Source organism: Acinetobacter lwoffii (genome assembly GCF_024129685.1).
GTDB lineage: Bacteria > Pseudomonadota > Gammaproteobacteria > Pseudomonadales > Moraxellaceae > Acinetobacter > Acinetobacter lwoffii_X.
Map to the genome: position 1 here is coordinate 15,264 of NZ_JAMXXL010000022.1, position 21,173 is coordinate 36,436.

The following is a 21,173-nucleotide window of genomic DNA, read 5'->3' on the forward strand; positions in this document are numbered from 1 at the left end:
TGAAGTATAATAATTTAAGCAATATATAAGCAATGACTTGCAGGGTGCTGTTTAGCTGCACCTAACATGATGCTATCTGGATGATTTGGATAAACTTGTATTAACACAATTCGTTGAAAGGTATCATTTGGCAAAACAGCTAGTTGCTGAATAAGTTGTAGCCTAAAATCTGAGTTCAATCTGCATTCAAATACTGACTTCTGCTGATGAATTCCATACGCACTCAGTATTCGAAATAAAGTGCTTCTACGGCGCGGACAACTCACATCATACATACCAAGATAACTACGCATATCAATCTCACTTTGGAGGATTGACTGTCACCCTAAACCTAAAAAATGAGATAGTAGATAAAATGCAAGCTTACAAAATTCAGGTTGACAACCTTAATACCCCAAAACCAACCTATGCCATTGATTTTTATATTAATAAGAATAACTGTGAAACATTTTGTCATACAGCAACTTTGCTGATACATACTTTGAAATATTTATCCTCTATAAGTCTTTGCTTTACAAAAGAAAAAAATAGAGGTAGAGTCTGAACAGACTTCCCTGTAGATAAGGGATTAAGACAATTCCGCAGATACTGATGCAAAGATTTCAGAGGTCTGAACAGACTTCCCTGTAGATAAGGGATTAAGACAGACATCTTTTCCCCTGTGGGCATTCGCCCTGTGTCTGAACAGACTTCCCTGTAGATAAGGGATTAAGACTCATCCCCGGTATAAATTACTGTTGCTACCATACGTCTGAACAGACTTCCCTATAGATAAGGGATTAAGACTGACCCAAGCAAATCGACTGAAGGTCTGCTTGAGTCTGAACAGACTTCCCTGTAGATAAGGGATTAAGACTGAACTCTAGTAACAATGTAAAAACGATCTAGGTCTGAACAGACTTCCCTGTAGATAAGGGATTAAGACACTACAAGGGTAGCAATAACCCAGAGGGCGATAGTCTGAACAGACTTCCCTGTAGATAAGGGATTAAGACGTGTCAATTGTGCCTTCTTCCATAACACAATCTGTCTGAACAGACTTCCCTGTAGATAAGGGATTAAGACGACGGCTACGGCGGTTACCATTGTCATGACCAGTGTCTGAACAGACTTCCCTGTAGATAAGGGATGAACGAGGAATCAGCAAAGCACTGCTTTGCCCGAGTGCAAGACGAAAGCTTTGCTTGAGTTAGACGTGAACCCTCGATAGTATCTTTTTTAGATACTTTCCTGTAGATAAGGGATTAAGACACTTTGTACGGCAAATTAAGAGCTTGAAGTAACGTCTGAACAGACTTCCCTGTAGATAAGGGATGAGCGAGGAACAGCAAAGCACTGCTTTGCCCGAGTGCAAGACGAATACTTTTGCTTTAAGTAAATCTTGGTTTAAGTCTGAACAGACTACCCGATCAAAGGGGTCAATTTTACTTTGCCATTTATAAGTTAAGAGGGGTCAATTTTAGAATGCCGTTGACACTATAAGCTTATGAAATCTAAATTTATGACCAAAGCGCTCTATCTTGTATTCAAAGACATCATGACTTTGGATACTATAAATGAACGCTCTCCTCAAATTCCAAGCACAACAAGAAGATCAATTTTTACAATCTTTTCTGGCACACGACTTTGAACAACTCTGTGCAGAGCATGTTGATTTCTTTCAAAATAATCTACAACCACAATTTGACTACCATCAGTTCAGTAAAAAGACAGCTCGTGCAAAGAACCCTCTACATCATTCTGATGACTTAATCAGCTATATGGCACTTTATGGTTGGGGACATTATCTGCGCATGCAAGCTGTATTTGCTCATAGTTTTCAATACAGTACATTTGAAAAGCATATTCCTATTCAAGCCTGCATCGTCGATTATGGATGTGGGCAAGGTATTGCCACATTGGCTTGGATTGAATACGTGTTGGATCAAGGCTATAGCATCGATCGTTTGGATGTCATTCTTGTGGAACCTTCTGCTGCTGCATTAGCACGTGCATCACACTGGATTACGCAGAAAGCCCAACATCACGATATTAAGCTGAATATCATCCATCATGCCTGCACTCTAGATGAACTGGAACCAGATTTTATGGCCGCCAATATAAATCAATTGCCAAGTATTCATTTACTGAGCAATGTATTAGACATGTATTTAAGTGTGCAATTCAGCATGAGTCACTTATGCCATGAAATGAAACAATATGCACGCCATAGCAAACACTATGTTTATGCTGTAAGCCCAGACTTTATTACAGGAAATAAGGGCTTCGATACATTTCATCAACTACTTTCTCCTCAACAACTTTACCTCAATCATCATGGTACAGTCCGTATTACGGAATATAACTTAAATAGCCGATGCATACAGGAACGCCCAGCACCGATTCGTGCCTATGCTGCATGTATTTAATGGGAGCTAATCAATATGAATAATCTGTTTAATGAACCAGAAGTTTTGTTTAGTCAGCAGACATATCCAATGCAACCCAGTCCTTGTGGACGTGGGTATGATATCGAAGTGCCACATGGAACTTTACGCTACATTCCTCAATTTATTGAAAAAAAAATAGCTGATCGAACATTGGCTGTATTTTTTGAAAATAGCCAATATGATTGGAATCATACCAATTGGCATCAGGTACAAGATATTAATCAAATTGATTGGAAAAATATCCAATGGCATCAAGACACCATCAAAATGTATGGTAAATCTCATACCTTACCTCGCATATCTGCATGGTATGGAGATACAGGAAAAGCCTATAAATATTCAGGCATATTATTACACCCTAATCCTTGGAACTCAGCTTTACTGTGGATGAAACAACAGTTAGCAACCGTATGCGACACTCCATTTAATAGTGTGTTATTAAATTGGTATCGAAGTGGTCAAGACTATATTTCTTGGCATACTGATGCCGAAAAAGAATTGGGACTAAACCCAACTATTGCATCACTGAACTTTGGTGAATCTCGTCGTTTCTTATTGCGTCGTAATGATGATCATGAAGATAAAATTGAAATTCGTTTAGCTCATGGTGATTTATTGATTATGCATGGAGAGCTACAACACTTCTGGCAGCATAGTGTCCCTAAACAAGCCAAAATTAAAGATGGTCGATTAAACATGACGTTTCGACATATCTTATAAGAGCAGCTCATCTTAAAAGCTGCTGCCATTCAATCTGGACTTTCAAATAAGCGTTAGAAGAATCCGTTTAAATTGGCACTGAGTTCATTCCTCATTATCTTTATGATAAACACCATCAATAAAATTTTACCAAATAGTAAAATACCCTTAAAAACAAAAATTATATGTTGGTTATTATTGTTGAATATCACAATAAATTAGTGACCAAAAATAAAAGTACCCACCCTACCTTAAATTACACCACACAAAAATAAAAACCCTATATAACTGTTATATATAGGGTTTATTAAAATACTAATTATGTAATTTAATGCATTTTATGTCGGTGACTCTTGCCAAGGTTGGGGTCGGGAGTTCGAGTCTCCTTTCCCGCTCCAGATTCTAAAAAAGCCCTGATCGAAAGATCGGGGCTTTTTTATGTTGATGTTATTTTTTTAAATGATCCTTTCATTTTTGTTTCACTCAATAACAAATTCTTAAAGTACTTTCTGATTTTATAACCAAGATGTGACCATGCCACCCCTACGACAATATAAAAAGCCCTCATCAAAAGATCAGGGCTTTTTATATTTCACCAACGCATCAGATAAACTCAAGCTAACAAACCACTAGCCACAATACAGAGTCCATTTCCAATATAATTAAAAGGTAATTCGCTGATAGTTACGGTATTGCGGTGTCCAGAAATTACGTTCAATAGCCAACTGCAATTCTTCTACACTGACTTTCGGTGCTACCCCATCTTCAATCGCAGCAAGCGCCACTTTTAAGGCAATCTGCTTCGAAATCGACTGTAAACAATCCAGATTTGGCAATAAATCTGCCTGAGGATCTTTCAGTTTCGGAGAACAGTCCGCCAAGGCATTACTCGAGGCCATGAGCATATTATCCGTGACACGTTTTGCACCTGAAGCAACTACACCCAAACCAATGCCCGGAAAGATATAAGAGTTATTGCATTGTGAAATATGATGAATCTGCCCCTGATAATTCACTGGTGCAAATGGGCTACCCGTCGCAATCAACGCTTTGCCCTTGGTCCATTGCAAGATATCTGCCGGAACAGCTTCTACGCGGGAAGTCGGATTGGATAAAGGGAAAATAATCGGTTGCACACTGTTTTCAGCCATGGCTTCAATCACTTCCTGAGTGAATAAACCCGGCTGTCCAGATACACCAATCAATACCGTCGGTTTGGCACGCTTAACTACATCTAGCAGAGAAATCATGCTCTCTGCATCTGCCCAGCTTTCTACATTTTCAAGAGGCTGTGCCAGTTTGCGCTGGAAATCCAATAAATTCGGCTGATTTTCAGTGATCAGGCCAAAGCGGTCGACCATAAATACGCGTGCACGTGCTTCGGCATCACTCAAGCCCTCAGCAACCATTTGCTTAATGATCTGTTCTGCAATCCCGCAACCGGCTGAACCTGCGCCCAGGAAAGTAACCACCTGATCTTTGAGCAGTTTGCCTGCTGCGCGCGAAGCAGCAATCAGGCTGCCCACAGACACTGCTGCGGTGCCCTGAATATCATCATTGAAACAACAGATTCGATCACGGTATTTTTCCAGTAAAGGCATGGCATTTTTCTGTGCAAAGTCTTCAAATTGAATTAAGGCATCTGGCCAGCGCTGTTGAATCGCCTGAATCACCATCTCAACAAAGGCATAGTATTCATCGCCGCTGATTCGCGGTTCACGCCAGCCCATATAAATCGGGTCATTCAACAACTGCTGATTATTGGTACCGACATCAAGGGTAATTGGCAAGGTATAAGCCGGGCTAATCCCGCCACACGCGGTGTAGAGTGCCAGTTTTCCAATTGGAATCCCCATACCACCAATGCCTTGATCTCCAAGACCCAAAATGCGCTCACCATCCGTGATCACAATCACTTTCACGTTCTTTTTGTTGATATTGTGAATAATATGATCGATCTGATTACGGTCAGGATAGGAAATAAAAATCCCACGATGACGGCGATAGATATCAGAAAAGCGCTGACATGCTTCACCCACAGTCGGAGTATAAATAATCGGCATCATCTCGCTAAGGTGATTTTCAATCAGATGGTAAAACAGGGTCTCATTGGTATCCTGAATATTTCGCAGATAAATATGCTTGTTAATATCACTGCTAAAAGCACAATACTGCTGATAAGAACGCTGACTTTGTTCTTCAATGGTCTCGGTAACATGAGGAATCAAACCATGTAAATTAAAACTTCTGCGCTCTTCTTCAGAAAATGCAGAGCCTTTATTGAGTAGTGGGAGTTCTAGCAGAGTATTTCCAGCATAAGGAATATATAAGGGGCGTTTACTGTTCAAATTTTCTCTTGGCATTATTTAACTCATCTAATCAATATTCGGCAATTCTGCCAAAACAGTCACATCACTTTGTTTATTTTATATAGCTTAGCCTGATTCTGAGCTATTAGGTCATTTAGTAAATTGATAATACTTTTAGCAGGATTTTATAATCTGATAACACTCTTTTTTTAGCATACGTTCGGGGTTGATTTTAACATGAACCGGTATTGGTTTTATTAATCCAAATAAGTAGCAAGATCTGTTTGACAAAAAACCTCAGCTCATCAAGGATAAAGCATAAATTTAACAAGATGAACGAGTATAAAAATGAGTGAACTGCAACCGCTTTATCAGCTCGATATTCTGGGGACAGGCTATGAACAAGCGACCTTAAACTTTCCCGATGATTATGAGGGCAAAGTCGTAGCAACCCTGATCCGTAAAAAAGCAGCCCAACCCACAAAAAAAGCAGTTTTATATATTCACGGCTTTATCGATTATTTTTTTCAGACCGAAATGGCAGAGTGCTTTAATCAGCATGGTTTTGATTTTTATGCGCTGGATTTAAGAAAGTACGGACGGTCGATTCTGCCGCATCAAAAATATTATAACGTCTATGACCTAGCTGAATATGATGCAGAAATTACCCAAGCCCTCGACATTATAGCAGCTGAGGGCCACGATGCTGCCCTGCTCTGTGGTCATTCTACCGGCGGCCTGACCACGACCTTATATGCGGCACATCATCCGCAGCACCCTTTAATCAAAGCGCTTTGGGTCAATAGTCCATTTTATGACTTCAATATGAATCCAATCAAACGTGCGCTTGGCATTCCGCAACTGAGCAGACTGGCCAAAATTTTTCCCAACCTTCAATTTCCAAGCGAGCTGAACAAGTGGTATGCCACCAGCCTTCATAAGGATTTAAAAGGCGAATGGGACTTCAGTCTGGACTGGAAAAAGACCCGCTACCCGATGGTTCGGATCAGTTTTATTCGTGCCATTCATGAGGCACAGAAAGAAATTCATCGCGGTGTTCAGCTCGATATTCCGGTATTGATCATGCATTCGCATCAGACCTTATATCCTAAAAAATGGGGCAAAGCCGCACAGAGCAGCGATGTAATTCTAGGCATTAAAGACATTCAGAAATATGCCAAAAAAATTAAAGGCGATGTCACGGTTCAAAGTATCCAGGACGGTTTACATGATCTAGTGCTTTCAGAGCAATCTGTGCGTGAGCAGGTTTATCAGCAGCTGTTTCAATGGCTGCATGACAAAGGGCTTTAGATAAACGTGGAAGGAGAAGTGAAACTTACCCTCATTTCTCCTGCTTGGTTTCTTTTGAATCTTTATTAGGTTGAAATGTAATTAAGCACATTGAAAATATGCCAATCTTTCGATGGTTTATAAGTGCTATAAACCCTTGTTTTTAAATTTAAGGCTTGATAATTTATAACTTTTATTCTTCTACTGCTTGTCTCCAAATATTGTCTTTTGTAGCAAGCCTGTAAACAAACAACCGCCCGTCTTTTTCCCTCTTTATAGTAGAGCTGAATGCAGAAGCGCCTATATTTTTTGATCGGCAACATGCGCTCGACCTGCACCACTAACAATCATATAAAGGAATAGATTATGCGTTATGCAGACCCCAATACTGACGGTTCAAAAATTCAATTTAAAGCGCAATACGATAATTTCATTGGCGGCGAATGGGTCGCTCCAGTCAAAGGTGAATACTTTGACAACATTTCTCCGGTAGATGGCAAAGTCTTTACCAAAGTGCCGCGCTCTTCTGTAGAAGACATTGAGTTGGCGCTTGATGCAGCACACAAAGCCAAAGAGCAATGGAACCGGTCATCACCGACCACCCGCTCCAATATTCTGTTGAAAATTGCAGATCGTCTGGAACAAAATCTGGAACTGCTGGCTGTGGCAGAAACCTGGGACAATGGTAAGCCGGTCCGTGAAACGCTGGCTGCAGATATTCCGCTGGCCATTGACCATTTCCGTTATTTTGCCGGCTGTATCCGTGCCCAGGAAGGCGGCATTTCCGAAATCGATGAAGATACCATTGCTTATCATTTTCATGAACCGTTGGGCGTCGTAGGTCAGATTATTCCGTGGAACTTCCCGATTCTGATGGCCGCCTGGAAACTGGCACCAGCATTGGCTGCAGGCAACTGTATTGTGCTGAAACCTGCAGAACAGACTCCGGTCAGTATTTTAGTTTTAGCTGAACTGATTCAGGACATTTTGCCGCCGGGTGTACTGAATATTGTCAATGGTTATGGTATCGAAGTCGGTCGTCCACTCGCGACCAATCCGCGCATTGCCAAGATTGCCTTTACCGGTTCAACCGCAGTCGGTCAGCAAATCATGCAATACGCCACCGAGAATATTATTCCTGTGACACTGGAACTTGGCGGAAAGTCACCGAACCTGTTCTTTGCCGACATTATGGATCAGGAAGATGATTATCTGGACAAGGCACTGGAAGGCTTTGCCATGTTTGCCCTGAACCAGGGTGAAATCTGTACCTGCCCTTCCCGGGCCTTGGTACAGGAAAGTATTGCCGATGAGTTTTTAGCGCGTGCAGTAGAACGGGTACAACGCATTAAAACCGGTCATCCACTGGATACTGATACTATGATTGGTGCGCAAGCTTCTCAGGAACAGCAGGACAAGATTCTGGGCTGTATTGCCACTGGCCGTGAAGAGGGCGCAAAAATCCTGACCGGTGGTGAAGCACGTCAGGAAGTGGGCCAAGGTTTCTATATTGAACCGACCATCTTTAAAGGTACCAATGACATGAAGACCTTCCAGGAAGAAATCTTCGGGCCTGTACTGGCTGTGACCACCTTTAAAGACTTCGATGACGCGATCAAGATCGCCAACGATACGATTTACGGACTCGGTGCCGGGGTCTGGTCACGCTCAGCGCATACTTCCTACCGTGCTGGCCGTGCCATTCAGGCCGGTCGGGTCTGGACCAACTGTTATCACATCTACCCTGCGCATGCGGCTTTCGGTGGCTATAAAAAATCCGGCATTGGTCGTGAGAATCACAGAATGATGCTGGATCATTATCAACAAACCAAAAATCTGTTGGTGAGCTATTCAACCAAACCGGCAGGTTTTTTCTAAGAAGTAAAGTAAATCTAAAGCGAGCTTCGGTTCGCTTTTTATTCGATATTTTTAAAATTTTTTAATACTAGGTAAAATTTTCCAGCATTGTTCGTCCAGAATTCCATTGAATGACTGACAATAAATAAAAATACTTTCTGAAAACACCTTAATATCTGGACTTATGTTGATTTCACCTAAGTTTCTCATTTTTTATGCTTTTTAATTGCTCAAAAAACCTGCATAAAGCCCAGGCTTTCATTTAAAGTCGGCTTTTCATGTTTATCAAGACTGTGTATAACAATGAACCACTAGAGGGAAAGCAATAAGCATAGGCAAAATTGCGCAAAAAGCGTTAGACTATGTACCCAATAATGTCATGATTCGGTCTGATCAAGATCAAAAAAGAAGGTGAAGGTTGATGCCGCTCAATACTGTTGAAGAGCTTGTAGCAGATATCCGTGCAGGAAAAATGGTCATCCTGATGGATGATGAAGACCGTGAAAATGAAGGCGATTTGGTGATTGCTGCCACACACGTACGTCCTGAAGATATCAACTTCATGATCACCCATGCACGTGGTCTGGTCTGCCTGACTTTAAGTAAAGAGCGTTGTCAGCAGTTGAATCTGCCGTTGATGGTAGATGCCAACGGTGCCCAGCATGGAACCAACTTCACCCTGTCGATTGAAGCGGCTGAAGGTATTTCTACCGGTATTTCTCCGGCTGAACGTGCCCATACAATTCAAACTGCTGTGGCTGCTCATGCCAAACCGGCAGATATTGTACAGCCGGGACATATCTTCCCGCTGATGGCGCAGCCAGGCGGTGTATTGCACCGTGCCGGACATACTGAGGCAGGTTGCGATCTTTCTCGTTTAGCAGGACTGGAACCAGCATCAGTCATTTGTGAAATCATCAATGAAGATGGCACGATGGCGCGCCGTCCCGATCTTGAAGTGTTTGCTGAAAAGCATGGCCTGAAAATCGGTACGATTGCCGATCTGATTCATTACCGCATGACCAACGAGCAAACGGTAGAGCGTATCGATCAGCAAAGTATCGATACTGAATACGGTAGCTTTGACCTGTATCGCTATCGTGAACTGGGCAACCCGGATATTCATTTGGCCCTGGTCAAAGGTGAGCCTAAAGATGGCGTGACCACAGTGCGTGTACATGGTTTTAACCCAACTCGCGACTTGCTCAAACTGAAAAAACAGGATGGCGAACCGGCCTGGAACCTGGATCGTGCCCTGAAAGAAATTTCCAATAGTGATCGTGGTGTTTTGGTCTGGATTGGCCAACGTCATTTACAGGATCTGGGTCCAGCATTAGATACACTTAAAGCACCAAAAAATGTAAAATCAAATTCTGCACTGTCTCAGCAGTATCAGACCATTGGTGTGGGTGCACAAATTTTGCGTGATCTAGGCGTTGAAAAAATGAAGCTGCTCAGTTCTCCATTGCGTTTCAATGCCTTGTCAGGCTTTAACTTAGAAGTGGTGGAATACATCACCGCACAACAAACATCTTAAGAAATCATCGAGGTTGTTATGGCAGTTCGCCGTATTGAAGGTATGTTACATCTCGCGAACGAAGACCGTTATGCGATTTTAGTTGGTCGTTTTAACAGCTTTGTGGTTGAACATCTGTTAGAAGGTGCCATTGATACATTGAAACGTCATGGTGTATCAGAGGATAATATCACTGTTGTTCATGCACCTGGTGCCTGGGAACTTCCTGTAGTTGCGAAAAAACTGGCAGCTTCAGATCGTTTCGATGCCATCATCGCGCTTGGCGCCGTGATTCGTGGTAGCACGCCTCACTTCGACTTCGTTGCAGGCGAATGTGCCAAAGGTTTAGGCGTGGTTGGCCTGGACACCGGCTTACCTGTAATTAACGGTGTACTCACTACGGACAGTATTGAACAAGCGATTGAACGCTCTGGAACAAAAGCAGGCAATAAAGGTAGCGAAGCTGCCCTGACTGCGATTGAAATGGTTAACTTGTTAAAGGCTATTTAACGCTATGTCGCAAACACTTCAAGCAACTTATGCAGCAAAACGTAAAGCACGTCGCTTTGCTGTACAAGGAATTTATGAATGGCAAATGAGCCACAATCCGGTGCATGAGATTGAAGCACGTACGCGTGTGGAAAATGCCATGCACAAAGTGGATCTGAGCTATTATCATGAATTGTTGACTCAAGTGGTTGCCAATCATGAAGCATTGGATGCGCTCTTAATCCCGGTACTCGATCGCGAACTTTCAGCACTTGATGGTGTTGAACTTGCGACCCTTCGTCTTGGTGCATATGAACTCAAAGAACATCTTGAGATTCCATATCGCGTGGTTCTAGATGAAGCGATTGAGCTGGCTAAACATTTTGGCGGTGCCGATAGCCATAAATACATCAATGGTGTATTGGATCGTTTAGCGACAACTTTGCGTGCAGCAGAAAAACAGCAGTCTAACTAATAGCGTAGATTCGTTGTATGGCTGAATTTTCGATTATCGACACCTATTTCAATCGCAAGAATGCCAATTCTGTCGATTTGGGCGTCGGTGACGATTCAGCCTTGCTCACCCCCCCTCCTCAACAACAACTGGTCATCTGTGCCGATACCCTGGTTGCTGGACGCCATTTTCCAATAGACACCGATCCACATGCGATTGGCTGGAAATCTGTGGCTGTCAATTTATCTGATATTGCCGCGATGGGTGCAACCCCGCACAGTATTTTACTGGCATTGAGCCTACCCCAAATTGATCATGACTGGCTCAAGGCTTTTAGCCAGGGTTTATATGATTGCTGCGATCAATTTGGGGTGAGTTTAATCGGTGGTGATACCACCCAAAGTCCTCATTTAACCCTTTCTGTCACAGCTTTAGGCTGGGTGGATATTGGTCAAGCCATTCCACGCTCAGGTGCAAAACCGGGTGATCTGATCTGTGTCAGCGGAACTGTCGGTGATGCAGCTTTTGCACTACAGCATCTTGGTCATCCTCTCCAGAAACGTCTGGACTATCCAACGCCACGTTGTCAGCTCGGTGCCGCCTTAAAAGGTCTGGCGCATAGCATGATTGATGTCTCGGATGGTCTGGCCCAAGATCTTGGACATATCCTGAAAGCCTCTCAAGTCGGTGCAAAGCTGCAACTCGAAAACTTACCGATCAGTCCTGCCCTGCATGCCTTAAATGATGAACAAAAATGGCAATATGCCCTCGCTGGTGGCGATGATTACGAATTATGCTTTACAATAAGCCCGCAAAATTACGAAAAATTATTGCAAAAACAACTTGATATTTCGATTAGTATGATCGGCACAATTCAGCAGCAACACGGCTTAACTTTTGAAAAAGATGGCACAGACCATTTATTTCAATTTAATGGGTATCAACATTTTGCATAAACCTGCGATCAATTTTAAAGCCATGTCATGGATCGACCGACTGATTGTCTTTAGTGGGGTTGGTTTTGGTTCCGGTCTGGCACCTAAAGCACCTGGTACCTTTGGTTCGGCTTTTGCACTTTTATTTATCCCTATTTGGCTGCATCTTGGTTTTCTAAACAGTGTTTTTGCCATTGCTATCATGTCCCTGATTGGCATATATATTTGTGGCCACACAGCCAAGGTCATGGGCGTACATGATGATGGACGCATTGTCTGGGATGAATTTGCCGGACAATCTATTACCTTCTTACCACTGATTTATTTAGGTCAAATGAACTGGTTATGGTTGCTGGTCGGTTTTGCCCTGTTCAGATTATTTGATATCTGGAAACCTTGGCCAATCCGTGTGATTGACCGTCAAGTGGACGGTGGCTTCGGCATCATGCTGGATGACATTATTGCCGGCCTTTGGGCAGCTCTTTGTATTTTGCTTTATTTTTACTTCATCGTGGCATAAGCCATATTTAGGATTAGAACATGTCAACGACTGTTATTATTCTTGCTGCAGGTAAAGGAACGCGCATGCGCTCTAGCTTACCGAAAGTATTACAACCCCTTGCAGGACGTCCTTTACTGGGTCATGTCATTGAAACGGCAAAAAAATTAAACGCAGAAAATATTATTACCATTTATGGTCATGGTGGTGACCGGGTTCAGTCAGCATTTGCACAACACGCTATTAAATGGGTAGAACAGGCTGAACAGCTCGGTACCGGTCATGCAGTGCAAATGACCCTACCTGTCCTGCCTCAAGACGGCGTATCACTGATCCTTTCCGGCGATGTACCGTGCATTAATCCTCTGACCTTGCAAAAATTACTCGATGCCACCGCAGAAACCGGTATTGGTCTGGTAACCCTTACCTTGCCGGATGCGAATGGTTATGGCCGTATTGTACGTGAACAGGGTCAGATCCAGGCCATTGTTGAGCACAAGGATGCTTCCGAAGAGCAGCGTCAGATCAAGGAAATCAATACCGGTATTTATGCGGTTAGCAATGCCAAATTACATGAATGGCTGCCAAATTTAAGCAATGACAATGCGCAGGGTGAATATTACCTGACTGATATTGTAGCAATGGCTTTGGCAGATGGTATGCAAGTTGCATCGGTAGAACCTGAGCAGGCTTTCGAAGTTGAAGGGGTAAATGACCGTGTGCAGCTCGCTGCTTTAGAGCGTCAGTTCCAGGCTTATCAAGCCAAACAGCTAATGCATCAAGGTGTACATCTGATTGATCCAAGCCGCTTTGACTTGCGTGGCAATTTAACTGTCGGTCAGGATGTCCGCATTGATATCAATGTGATTATCGAAGGTGATTGCGAGCTGGGCGACAACGTTGAAATTGGCGCCGGCTGTATTATCAAGAATACCAAGATTGCAGCTGGCACCAAGGTTCAGCCATATAGCATTTTCGATAGCGCCATCGTTGGGGAAGATACCCAAATTGGACCTTTTGCACGACTCCGTCCGGGTGCAAAACTCGCAGCTGAGGTACATATCGGTAACTTCGTTGAAGTCAAAAATACCTCGATTGGTCTAGGCTCTAAAGCCAACCATTTTACCTATCTGGGTGATGCTGAAATCGGTGCCGGTTCTAATATCGGTGCAGGAACCATTACCTGTAACTATGATGGTGCGAACAAATTTAAAACGATTATTGGTGATCAGGCCTTTATTGGCTCGAACAGTTCATTGGTGGCACCTGTAAAAATTGGCAATGGCGCCACAGTCGGTGCAGGCTCAACGATTACCCGTGATGTGGAAGACAACAGTTTGGCAGTAGAGCGCTCTAAGCAATTTGCCAAAGAAAACTATCCACGTCCGCAAAAAATCAAGAAATAAGGGGAATAAATATGTGTGGTATCGTTGGTGGCATTGCAGAACGTAGCATTACCAATATTTTGATTGAAGGTTTAAAACGCCTGGAATACCGTGGTTATGATTCAGCAGGTTTGGCACTCATTAACAACAGCCAAGTCCTACGTGAACGCCGTGTCGGTAAGGTTGCGAACCTTGAACAGGCTGTGAATGAATCACAGATTAGTGGTTCACTTGGCATTGCGCATACACGCTGGGCGACCCATGGCAAACCGACTGAAGAAAATGCCCATCCGCATATTTCTGAAAATGTGGCAGTGGTGCATAACGGAATTATCGAAAACTATCAGGAACTCAAAGATGATCTTGAAGCTTTGGGCTATGTGTTTACCTCACAGACTGATACTGAAGTGGTTGCCCATCTGATCAATGATGCACTGAAATCTACCCCGAGCCTGTTAGAAGCTGTACGCCAAGTGGTTCCGCAATTGAAAGGTGCCTATGCACTGGGCATCGTACATACTGACCACCCGGATGAACTGATTACCGTGCGTGAAGGTTCTCCACTGGTGATTGGTGTCGGGATTGGTGAAAACTTCATTAGTTCAGATCAATTAGCCTTACTTCCAATTACTAACCGTTTTATCTACCTGGAAGAAGGTGATATTGCCCGTTTGACCCGCACCACCATTGAGGTCTTTGTCGATGGTCAACTGGTAGATCGTCCGGTCAAGGAACTGGATGCTGCGGTCAGCAATGCGTCTAAAGGTGAATACAAGCACTATATGCTCAAAGAAATTTATGAGCAGCCTGAAGCGATTAAACAGACCATTTCCCAAGCCTTAAATGGCAATGACCTGCGCGAAGACTTCCTTGCCAGTGCGGAACAAGACTTTTCAAAAATCCAGCAAATCCAGATTATTGCCTGTGGTACCAGCTATCATGCCGGCATGATTGCCAAATACTGGTTTGAACAGCTGATTGATCTACCTTGCCAGGTCGAGATTGCTAGCGAATTCCGTTATCGCACGCCGGTGATTGTGAATCACACGCTATATGTGTGTATTTCCCAATCTGGTGAAACTGCTGATACTTTAGCTGCATTACGTGATACGCAAAAACGTGCGGCCGCCAAAGGCCTGGACATTACCACGATGACCATCTGTAACGTGGCGACCTCTTCGATGGTGCGTGAAACTCAGCATAGTCTGTTGACACTAGCAGGCCCTGAAATTGGTGTGGCTTCAACCAAAGCTTTTACTACCCAGCTTGCTGCATTGATGCTGTTGGTACTCAAAATCGGTTCTGTGAAAAATACGATTTCTACAGCACAAATGACGGAGATCACCACAGAACTTTGGCATACGCCTAAAGTGATTCTGGATACCTTGCGTCATGATGATGAAATTTTACGTCTTTCAGAACTGTTTGTTGAAAAGCAGCATTGCCTATTCCTGGGCCGTGGTACGCATTTCCCGATCGCTCTGGAAGGTGCACTCAAGCTGAAAGAAATCTCCTATATTCATGCGGAAGGTTATGCTGCAGGCGAACTAAAACACGGGCCATTGGCACTGGTTGACAATGACATGCCAGTAGTGATTCTGGCACCACAGGATGACATGCTGGATAAGCTCAAATCCAATATGGAAGAAGTTCAGGCACGTGGTGGCGAGCTATTTGTGTTTGCTGATGAGCACAGCGGTATTAAAGCCAAAGAACGCCAGCATGTGGTACATATTCCGGCAGTCAATGCAGTGCTGGCACCGATTGTCTACAGTATTCCTGTACAGCTGCTGTCCTATCATGTTGCAGTTCTACGTGGTACGGATGTCGATCAGCCACGCAACCTGGCAAAATCGGTCACTGTAGAATAATTAAAATTGAATCGAGGCTGGGAAACCGGCCTTTTTCTTGTAAATGGAGTGCCTCTAAATGACAAAACTGACTTGCTTTAAAGCCTATGATATTCGCGGCAAACTCGGCACAGAACTCAACGAAGATATCGCCTATAAAATTGGCCGTGCTTATGGACAGATTTATCAACCTAAAACAGTAGCCATTGGCTGTGATATTCGACTCAGCAGTGAAGGCTTAAAACAGGCGACCATTCGCGGTTTAAATGATGCTGGGGTCAATGTGCTGGATCTTGGCATGACCGGAACTGAAGAAGTTTATTTCGCGGCCTTCCACCTCGATGTACAAGGTGGAATTGAAGTGACGGCCAGCCATAATCCGATGGACTATAACGGCATGAAGCTGGTGCGTGAAAATGCCCGTCCAATTAGTGCCGATACTGGTCTTAAAGAGATTCAGGCTTTAGCAGAATCAGATGAATTTATTGACGTCAGCAATAAAGGCCGTACTGAGAAATATAATATTCTGCCTGAATTTGTAAATCATCTGATGAGCTATATTGATCCGGCAAAAATCCGTCCGATGAAACTAGTCATGAATGCCGGGAATGGAGCAGCAGGCCATGTGATTGATGCCATTGAGCAAAAGTTTCAACAACTCAATATTCCGGTCGAATTTATCAAAATTCATCATGAAGCTGACGGCAATTTCCCGAACGGGATTCCCAATCCGATTTTAACTGAAAACCGTGACAGCACCCGTGATGCTGTGATTGAGCATGCTGCCGACATGGGCATTGCCTGGGATGGTGACTTTGACCGCTGCTTCCTGTTCGATGAAAAAGGCCAGTTTATTGAAGGCTATTATATTGTTGGTCTTTTGGCTCAAGCCTTCTTGCTAAAACAATCGGGTGAGAAAATTGTGCATGACCCGCGTCTGGTCTGGAATACCCTGGATATCGTGGAACAATACCAAGGGATTACGGTGCAGTCGAAATCAGGGCATGCCTTTATTAAAGATGTGATGCGTGAACATAATGCAGCTTATGGCGGAGAAATGAGTGCCCATCACTATTTCCGTGACTTTGCCTACTGTGATAGCGGCATGATTCCATGGTTACTAGCGATTGCAGTACTGTCTGAAACACAGCAATCTCTATCTTCGCTGGTGGAAGAGATGATTGCCAAGTTCCCGTGTAGTGGTGAGATCAACTTTAAAGTCGCCGATACCCAAACCACGATTCAAAAACTCTTTGATCACTATGCCGATCAAAATCCTGCAATTGATCAGACCGATGGGGTCAGCCTTAATTTTGGTGCATGGCGTTTTAATGTGCGTGCATCCAATACTGAACCTTTATTGCGTCTAAATATTGAAAGCCGTCGTGATCATAATCCACGACCAATGCAGGACTATGTCGATGAATTGACTCAGCTGATTCAGAGTTAATCTTCACGCATACAGTACAATAAAAATGGGAGCTGTTCATCAAAAGCTCCCATTTTTATTTATATCGCTATAAAGATTTTAGCGATAACCATTCGGATTCTGCTTCTGCCAGTTCCAGCTGTCAGCGAGCATATCCTCTAAACCATACTGAGGTTGCCAGCCCAACTCTTGGACTGCACGGGTATTGTCTGCAAAACAGGTGGCCACATCGCCTTCACGACGAGGGGCTAATTCAAATGCAATCGCCACACCATTCACTTGCTCAAACGTATCTTTAACTTGTAGCACTGAAATCCCATTCCCTGTACCAATATTCCAGGCACGGCAACCTTGCGCAGTTAGACGATTATTGAGAGCACATAAGTGTGCATTGGCCAAGTCGACTACGTGTATATAATCGCGCACACCAGTCCCATCCACCGTGTCATAATCATGACCGAAAATAGATAGCTTTTCACGACGACCGACTGCCACTTGAGTCACAAAAGGCATCAGATTATTGGGAATACCTTGTGGATCTTCGCCAATCTGGCCACTTTTATGCGCGCCGACCGGATTAAAATAACGTAATAAGGCAATCGACCAACGTTCATCCGCCACAGACAACTTTTCCAAGAGCTGCTCAACAATAAGTTTGGTATAGCCATAGTTATTGGTCGGCATTCCGGTAGGCATTTCTTCGTTTAAAGGTGAAGGATTATTTTCGCCATAGACCGTGGCTGAGGAACTAAACACCAGTTTAAAAACCTGTGCGCGCTGCATCGCCTGAACCAGGCTGATTGAACCGGCAATATTATTGTCAAAATAAGCCAATGGTATTTGCTGGCTTTCTCCGACCGCTTTCAGACCGGCAAAATGAATCACGGCCTCAATCGAGTGTTGCTGAAATACCTGATCTAATAATTGAGCATCACGGATATCACCTTGTATAAATGTCAGGCTTTTTTGGGTCAACTGTTGCACCCGATTTAAAGACTCAGCAGCGCTATTGCACAGATTATCTAAAACGATGACCTCATACCCGGCATTTAATAACTCAACACAAGTATGCGAACCAATATAGCCTGCCCCGCCCGTTACCAGAATTTTAGCCATGCTGCTTCCCTAATAAAATGTTAATTAAACCTTGAGTTGAACCATCCAGACCACCTAGCTCAGACTGTTCACCATTCAAAATAGGCAGCAACTGGTTGGCAATTTCCTTGCCTTTTTCCACGCCCCACTGGTCAAATGGGTTGATATTCCACAGCACCGATTGCACAAAAACTTTATGTTCATATAGAGCAATCAGCATACCCAGACTATAAGGATTCAGCTCTTGCATCAACAGCGTACTGCTCGGTTGGTTGCCTTCATACTGTTTATAGGCTGGCAAGCTCTCTAATTCTTTTGGGTCCAAAGCCTCATTACCAAAGGCCAATAAACGTGATTGCGCCAAGCAGTTAGATAGGGCCAAATGATGCTGTTCAATTAATGCTTCGGCACTGTCTGCATAGGTATATTGCTGACTGTTATAGCGCTTGACCGGCGCAATAAAGTCACAACTCACTGACTGCGTACCTTGATGGAGGAGCTGATAAAAAGCATGTTGCGCATTCGGCCCCACTTCGCCCCAAATAATCGGACAGGTATCCAGCTGAACTTTTTCACCATCACGTTGAATCGACTTACCGTTAGATTCCATTTCCAGCTGTTGCAAATAAGAAGCAAAGTATTTCAGTCGTCCATCATAAGGCAGGATGGCATGAGTCTGAATATCCAGAAAATTATTATTCCATGCCCCCAGCAAGCCCATCAATACCGGAATATTGCGTTCAAAAGGCTGGTACTGAAAATGCTGGTCAACGGCATAGGCGCCAGCGATCAGCTGCTTAAAGCCTTCAATGCCGATACTCAAGGCAATTGGCAGACCAATACAAGACCAGAGTGAATAACGCCCGCCGACCCAGTCCCAGAGCAGCAACTGGTTTTCGGGCGCAATACCCCACGTGGTCATTTTTTCCGGTTTGGTCGATACCCCAATAAAATGATGCTTAAGAATATAAGGATGCTGACCTAAAGCCTTTTCTAACCACAAGCGTACTGTCTGGGCATTGGTCAGAGTATCAATGGTGCCAAAGGATTTGGAGGAAATAATAAACAGTGTCGTTTCCGGACGCAGCTGATGCAACAGCTCGGACAGCTGACTGCCATCCATGGTCGAAACGAAATGTACATTGAGTGGCTGGGCAGACTGATATTTAAAATCAGATAAAGCGTGCGTGACCATCAAAGGACCGAGGTCTGATCCGCCCACCCCGATATTGACCACATCCTGAATGACTTCACCGGTAGCACCGCGACGCTGTCCGGCATGAATCTGTTCCACCAGGGCATACATCCGTTCCAGCTGGGCATGTACATCAGCTGCCAGATCAGCATGTTGTTGATCATGTTCTGGTAGGCGCAGTGCCCAGTGCATGGCAGCACGCTGCTCGGTATAGTTGATTTCTTGATTGGAAAATAGCGAGCCAATCCAGGATCTAAGGTTCTGTGCATCGGCCCATTCGATTAGACCCTGCAGCACATTCTTATTGATTCTGTGTTTGCTATAGTCAAACAGCAGTTGTTCAAACTGGATAGAATATCGATTAAAGCGCTCTGGGTCAGCAGCAAACAGCTCCCGCAAATGCTCAGACTGAAGCTGTTCTTTATTCGAGGCAAGTTTCTGACACACAGTTTCAGTGTCGAGATTTGGATTAAAATGGCTCAACATTAACGTCCTACCCCAATATAATTAAAACCACGTGTCTTGACATACGTCGGATCATACAGATTACGCCCATCTAAAATCAGTGGATGCTGCATCAGTTTAATCAGATAAGGATAATCCGGACTGCCATACTGTTTCCAAGCCGTCATCAGACACAAGGCATCTGCACCTTCAACGGCCTGATATTGATCTTCACATAAGATTAAATCGTCCCGTGCGCCATAGATCTTTTCAATATTCGCCAGTGCCTGTGGATCATGCAGTTTGACTGTCACACCCTGTGCCCATAATGCAGTCAGCATGGCATGTACTGGAGATTGCTGGATGCTCGGGGTATTTTCTTTAAAGGCTGCGCCCCAAATCGCCACCACTTTGCCTTGTAAATCGCCACGGAAATAATTCCAGAGCTTGCGAAACAGCAATTCTTTTTGTTGTTCGTTAATTTCCCAGACCTGCTCTAACAGCTGGTTTTTCACCCCTGAATCTGCAACCGCATGTGTTAAAGTACGAATATCATGTGAGAAATTTTCTCCGCCAAACCCTACGCCCGGAAACAGATAAGCCGAACCAATCCGGTTATCTGCCGCCATGCCCTGACGTACCTGCTCAATATCGATGCCAAGTTTTTCTGCCACACTGGCCAGATCATTCATATAACTGATCCGGGTGGCCAGCATGCCGGAAATACTCAACTTGGTAAATTCGGCATCCAGAACCGGCATAAATAGATACTGCTGCGCGCGTGGAAATAATGGACGTAAGAGTTCTTTGATTTTAGGCTGGATATCTGCATGATCACAGCCCACAATCAGCTGGGTGGCCTGAGTAAAGCTACGCAGTGCATTGCCTTCCTGAATAATATCTGGCAGATAAATCCAGTCATCATTCGGCAGCAAGTGCTGAAAGCGCTGCGTGCCATGCAAGCCAAAAGTCGAGGCATTGATCATCAGTTTGGGATGGGCAAAACAGGCATGCCTGATGGTATCCAGCATCTGAAATGCCATATGTTCTTCGGTTGCATTAAAACTAAAGAAAAAAGCATCCTGATTGAAATCTAGATGCTGAAAATCACAACAGTTTAAAAAGCCGGATTTTTCCTGTTTTTGTAGCAAGGCCTGCAGTGTTTCATCCTGAAAATAAGTCCGTGCCGGATCATCGCTACTGAAGCTGTTACACCACACTACCTGATGACCACATTCAGCTAAAAGGGCCGCAATGACCCCTGAAAATAAGGTTTTTCCCAGTACCGCGACTTTCAT

At 43.9% G+C, this 21,173-nt stretch carries 17 protein-coding genes; 12 read left to right on the top strand and 5 right to left on the bottom strand.

The window, feature by feature from the left end; all coding sequences use genetic code 11:
- Positions 1-14 precede the first annotated feature (14 nt).
- A complete protein-coding gene (gene cas2 / locus NI464_RS11015) occupies positions 15-293 on the bottom strand; it encodes a CRISPR-associated endonuclease Cas2 (protein WP_071850521.1) in 279 nt (92 codons plus the stop codon).
- A 1,263-nt stretch (positions 294-1,556) separates the two neighbouring features.
- Between cas2 and NI464_RS11020 the strand changes: the two genes are divergently transcribed.
- Positions 1,557-2,408, top strand: coding sequence for a class I SAM-dependent methyltransferase (locus tag NI464_RS11020; RefSeq protein WP_071850522.1), 852 nt, complete (start codon positions 1,557-1,559; stop codon positions 2,406-2,408).
- Positions 2,409-2,423: 15 nt separating this feature from the next.
- Positions 2,424-3,149, top strand: coding sequence for an alpha-ketoglutarate-dependent dioxygenase AlkB family protein (locus NI464_RS11025; RefSeq protein ID WP_071850523.1), 726 nt, complete (start codon positions 2,424-2,426; stop codon positions 3,147-3,149).
- A 641-nt stretch (positions 3,150-3,790) separates the two neighbouring features.
- On the opposite strand, the gene NI464_RS11030 is transcribed toward NI464_RS11025, so the two are convergent.
- Positions 3,791-5,491 carry an NAD-dependent malic enzyme gene (locus NI464_RS11030; RefSeq protein ID WP_253138405.1) on the bottom strand — a complete coding sequence of 567 codons (1,701 nt, stop codon included), beginning with the start codon at positions 5,489-5,491 and terminating at the stop codon, positions 3,791-3,793.
- 294 nt (positions 5,492-5,785) lie between these two features.
- Between NI464_RS11030 and NI464_RS11035 the strand changes: the two genes are divergently transcribed.
- From NI464_RS11035 to NI464_RS11080, 10 genes are all read left to right on the top strand, one after another.
- Positions 5,786-6,748 carry an alpha/beta hydrolase gene (locus NI464_RS11035; RefSeq protein WP_253138407.1) on the top strand — a complete coding sequence of 321 codons (963 nt, stop codon included), beginning with the start codon at positions 5,786-5,788 and terminating at the stop codon, positions 6,746-6,748.
- A gap of 345 nt (positions 6,749-7,093) precedes the next feature.
- Entirely contained in the window at positions 7,094-8,605 is a 1,512-nt protein-coding gene (exaC, locus tag NI464_RS11040; protein ID WP_253138409.1) for an acetaldehyde dehydrogenase ExaC, read from the top strand.
- 400 nt (positions 8,606-9,005) lie between these two features.
- A complete protein-coding gene (gene ribBA, locus NI464_RS11045; protein WP_005249569.1) occupies positions 9,006-10,121 on the top strand; it encodes a bifunctional 3,4-dihydroxy-2-butanone-4-phosphate synthase/GTP cyclohydrolase II in 1,116 nt (371 codons plus the stop codon).
- 18 nt (positions 10,122-10,139) lie between these two features.
- Complete coding sequence (ribH, locus tag NI464_RS11050; RefSeq protein ID WP_004280926.1) at positions 10,140-10,610, top strand: 6,7-dimethyl-8-ribityllumazine synthase; 471 nt, start codon at positions 10,140-10,142, stop codon at positions 10,608-10,610.
- A 4-nt stretch (positions 10,611-10,614) separates the two neighbouring features.
- Positions 10,615-11,064, top strand: a complete 450-nt coding sequence (nusB, locus tag NI464_RS11055) for a transcription antitermination factor NusB (RefSeq protein ID WP_004280924.1) — start codon at positions 10,615-10,617, stop codon at positions 11,062-11,064.
- Positions 11,065-11,081: 17 nt separating this feature from the next.
- The gene (gene thiL, locus NI464_RS11060; RefSeq protein ID WP_253138411.1) at positions 11,082-11,999 is read left to right on the top strand and encodes a thiamine-phosphate kinase; all 918 of its coding nucleotides are present in this window, start codon (positions 11,082-11,084) and stop codon (positions 11,997-11,999) included.
- Complete coding sequence (locus NI464_RS11065) at positions 11,977-12,498, top strand: phosphatidylglycerophosphatase A family protein (RefSeq protein ID WP_100535393.1); 522 nt, start codon at positions 11,977-11,979, stop codon at positions 12,496-12,498. Before thiL ends, NI464_RS11065 begins: the two co-directional genes overlap by 23 nt.
- Positions 12,499-12,518: 20 nt before the next feature.
- A complete protein-coding gene (glmU, locus tag NI464_RS11070; RefSeq protein ID WP_253138413.1) occupies positions 12,519-13,883 on the top strand; it encodes a bifunctional UDP-N-acetylglucosamine diphosphorylase/glucosamine-1-phosphate N-acetyltransferase GlmU in 1,365 nt (454 codons plus the stop codon).
- 11 nt (positions 13,884-13,894) lie between these two features.
- A complete protein-coding gene (glmS, locus tag NI464_RS11075) occupies positions 13,895-15,733 on the top strand; it encodes a glutamine--fructose-6-phosphate transaminase (isomerizing) (RefSeq protein ID WP_004280920.1) in 1,839 nt (612 codons plus the stop codon).
- A gap of 58 nt (positions 15,734-15,791) precedes the next feature.
- Positions 15,792-17,162 (top strand): phosphohexomutase domain-containing protein, encoded by a 1,371-nt coding sequence (locus tag NI464_RS11080; protein WP_253138415.1) that lies wholly within the window; start codon positions 15,792-15,794, stop codon positions 17,160-17,162.
- A 78-nt stretch (positions 17,163-17,240) separates the two neighbouring features.
- Here the strand turns inward: NI464_RS11080 and galE are convergent, their stop codons facing one another.
- From galE to NI464_RS11095, 3 genes are read right to left on the bottom strand one after another with little or no spacing between them, the layout of a single operon-like run.
- Positions 17,241-18,257 (bottom strand): UDP-glucose 4-epimerase GalE, encoded by a 1,017-nt coding sequence (gene galE, locus NI464_RS11085; RefSeq protein ID WP_253138417.1) that lies wholly within the window; start codon positions 18,255-18,257, stop codon positions 17,241-17,243.
- The gene (pgi, locus tag NI464_RS11090) at positions 18,250-19,917 is read right to left on the bottom strand and encodes a glucose-6-phosphate isomerase (protein ID WP_253138419.1); all 1,668 of its coding nucleotides are present in this window, start codon (positions 19,915-19,917) and stop codon (positions 18,250-18,252) included. The genes galE and pgi overlap by 8 nt, the downstream gene beginning before the upstream one ends.
- Positions 19,917-21,173 carry a nucleotide sugar dehydrogenase gene (locus NI464_RS11095; RefSeq protein ID WP_253138423.1) on the bottom strand — a complete coding sequence of 419 codons (1,257 nt, stop codon included), beginning with the start codon at positions 21,171-21,173 and terminating at the stop codon, positions 19,917-19,919. Before NI464_RS11095 ends, pgi begins: the two co-directional genes overlap by 1 nt.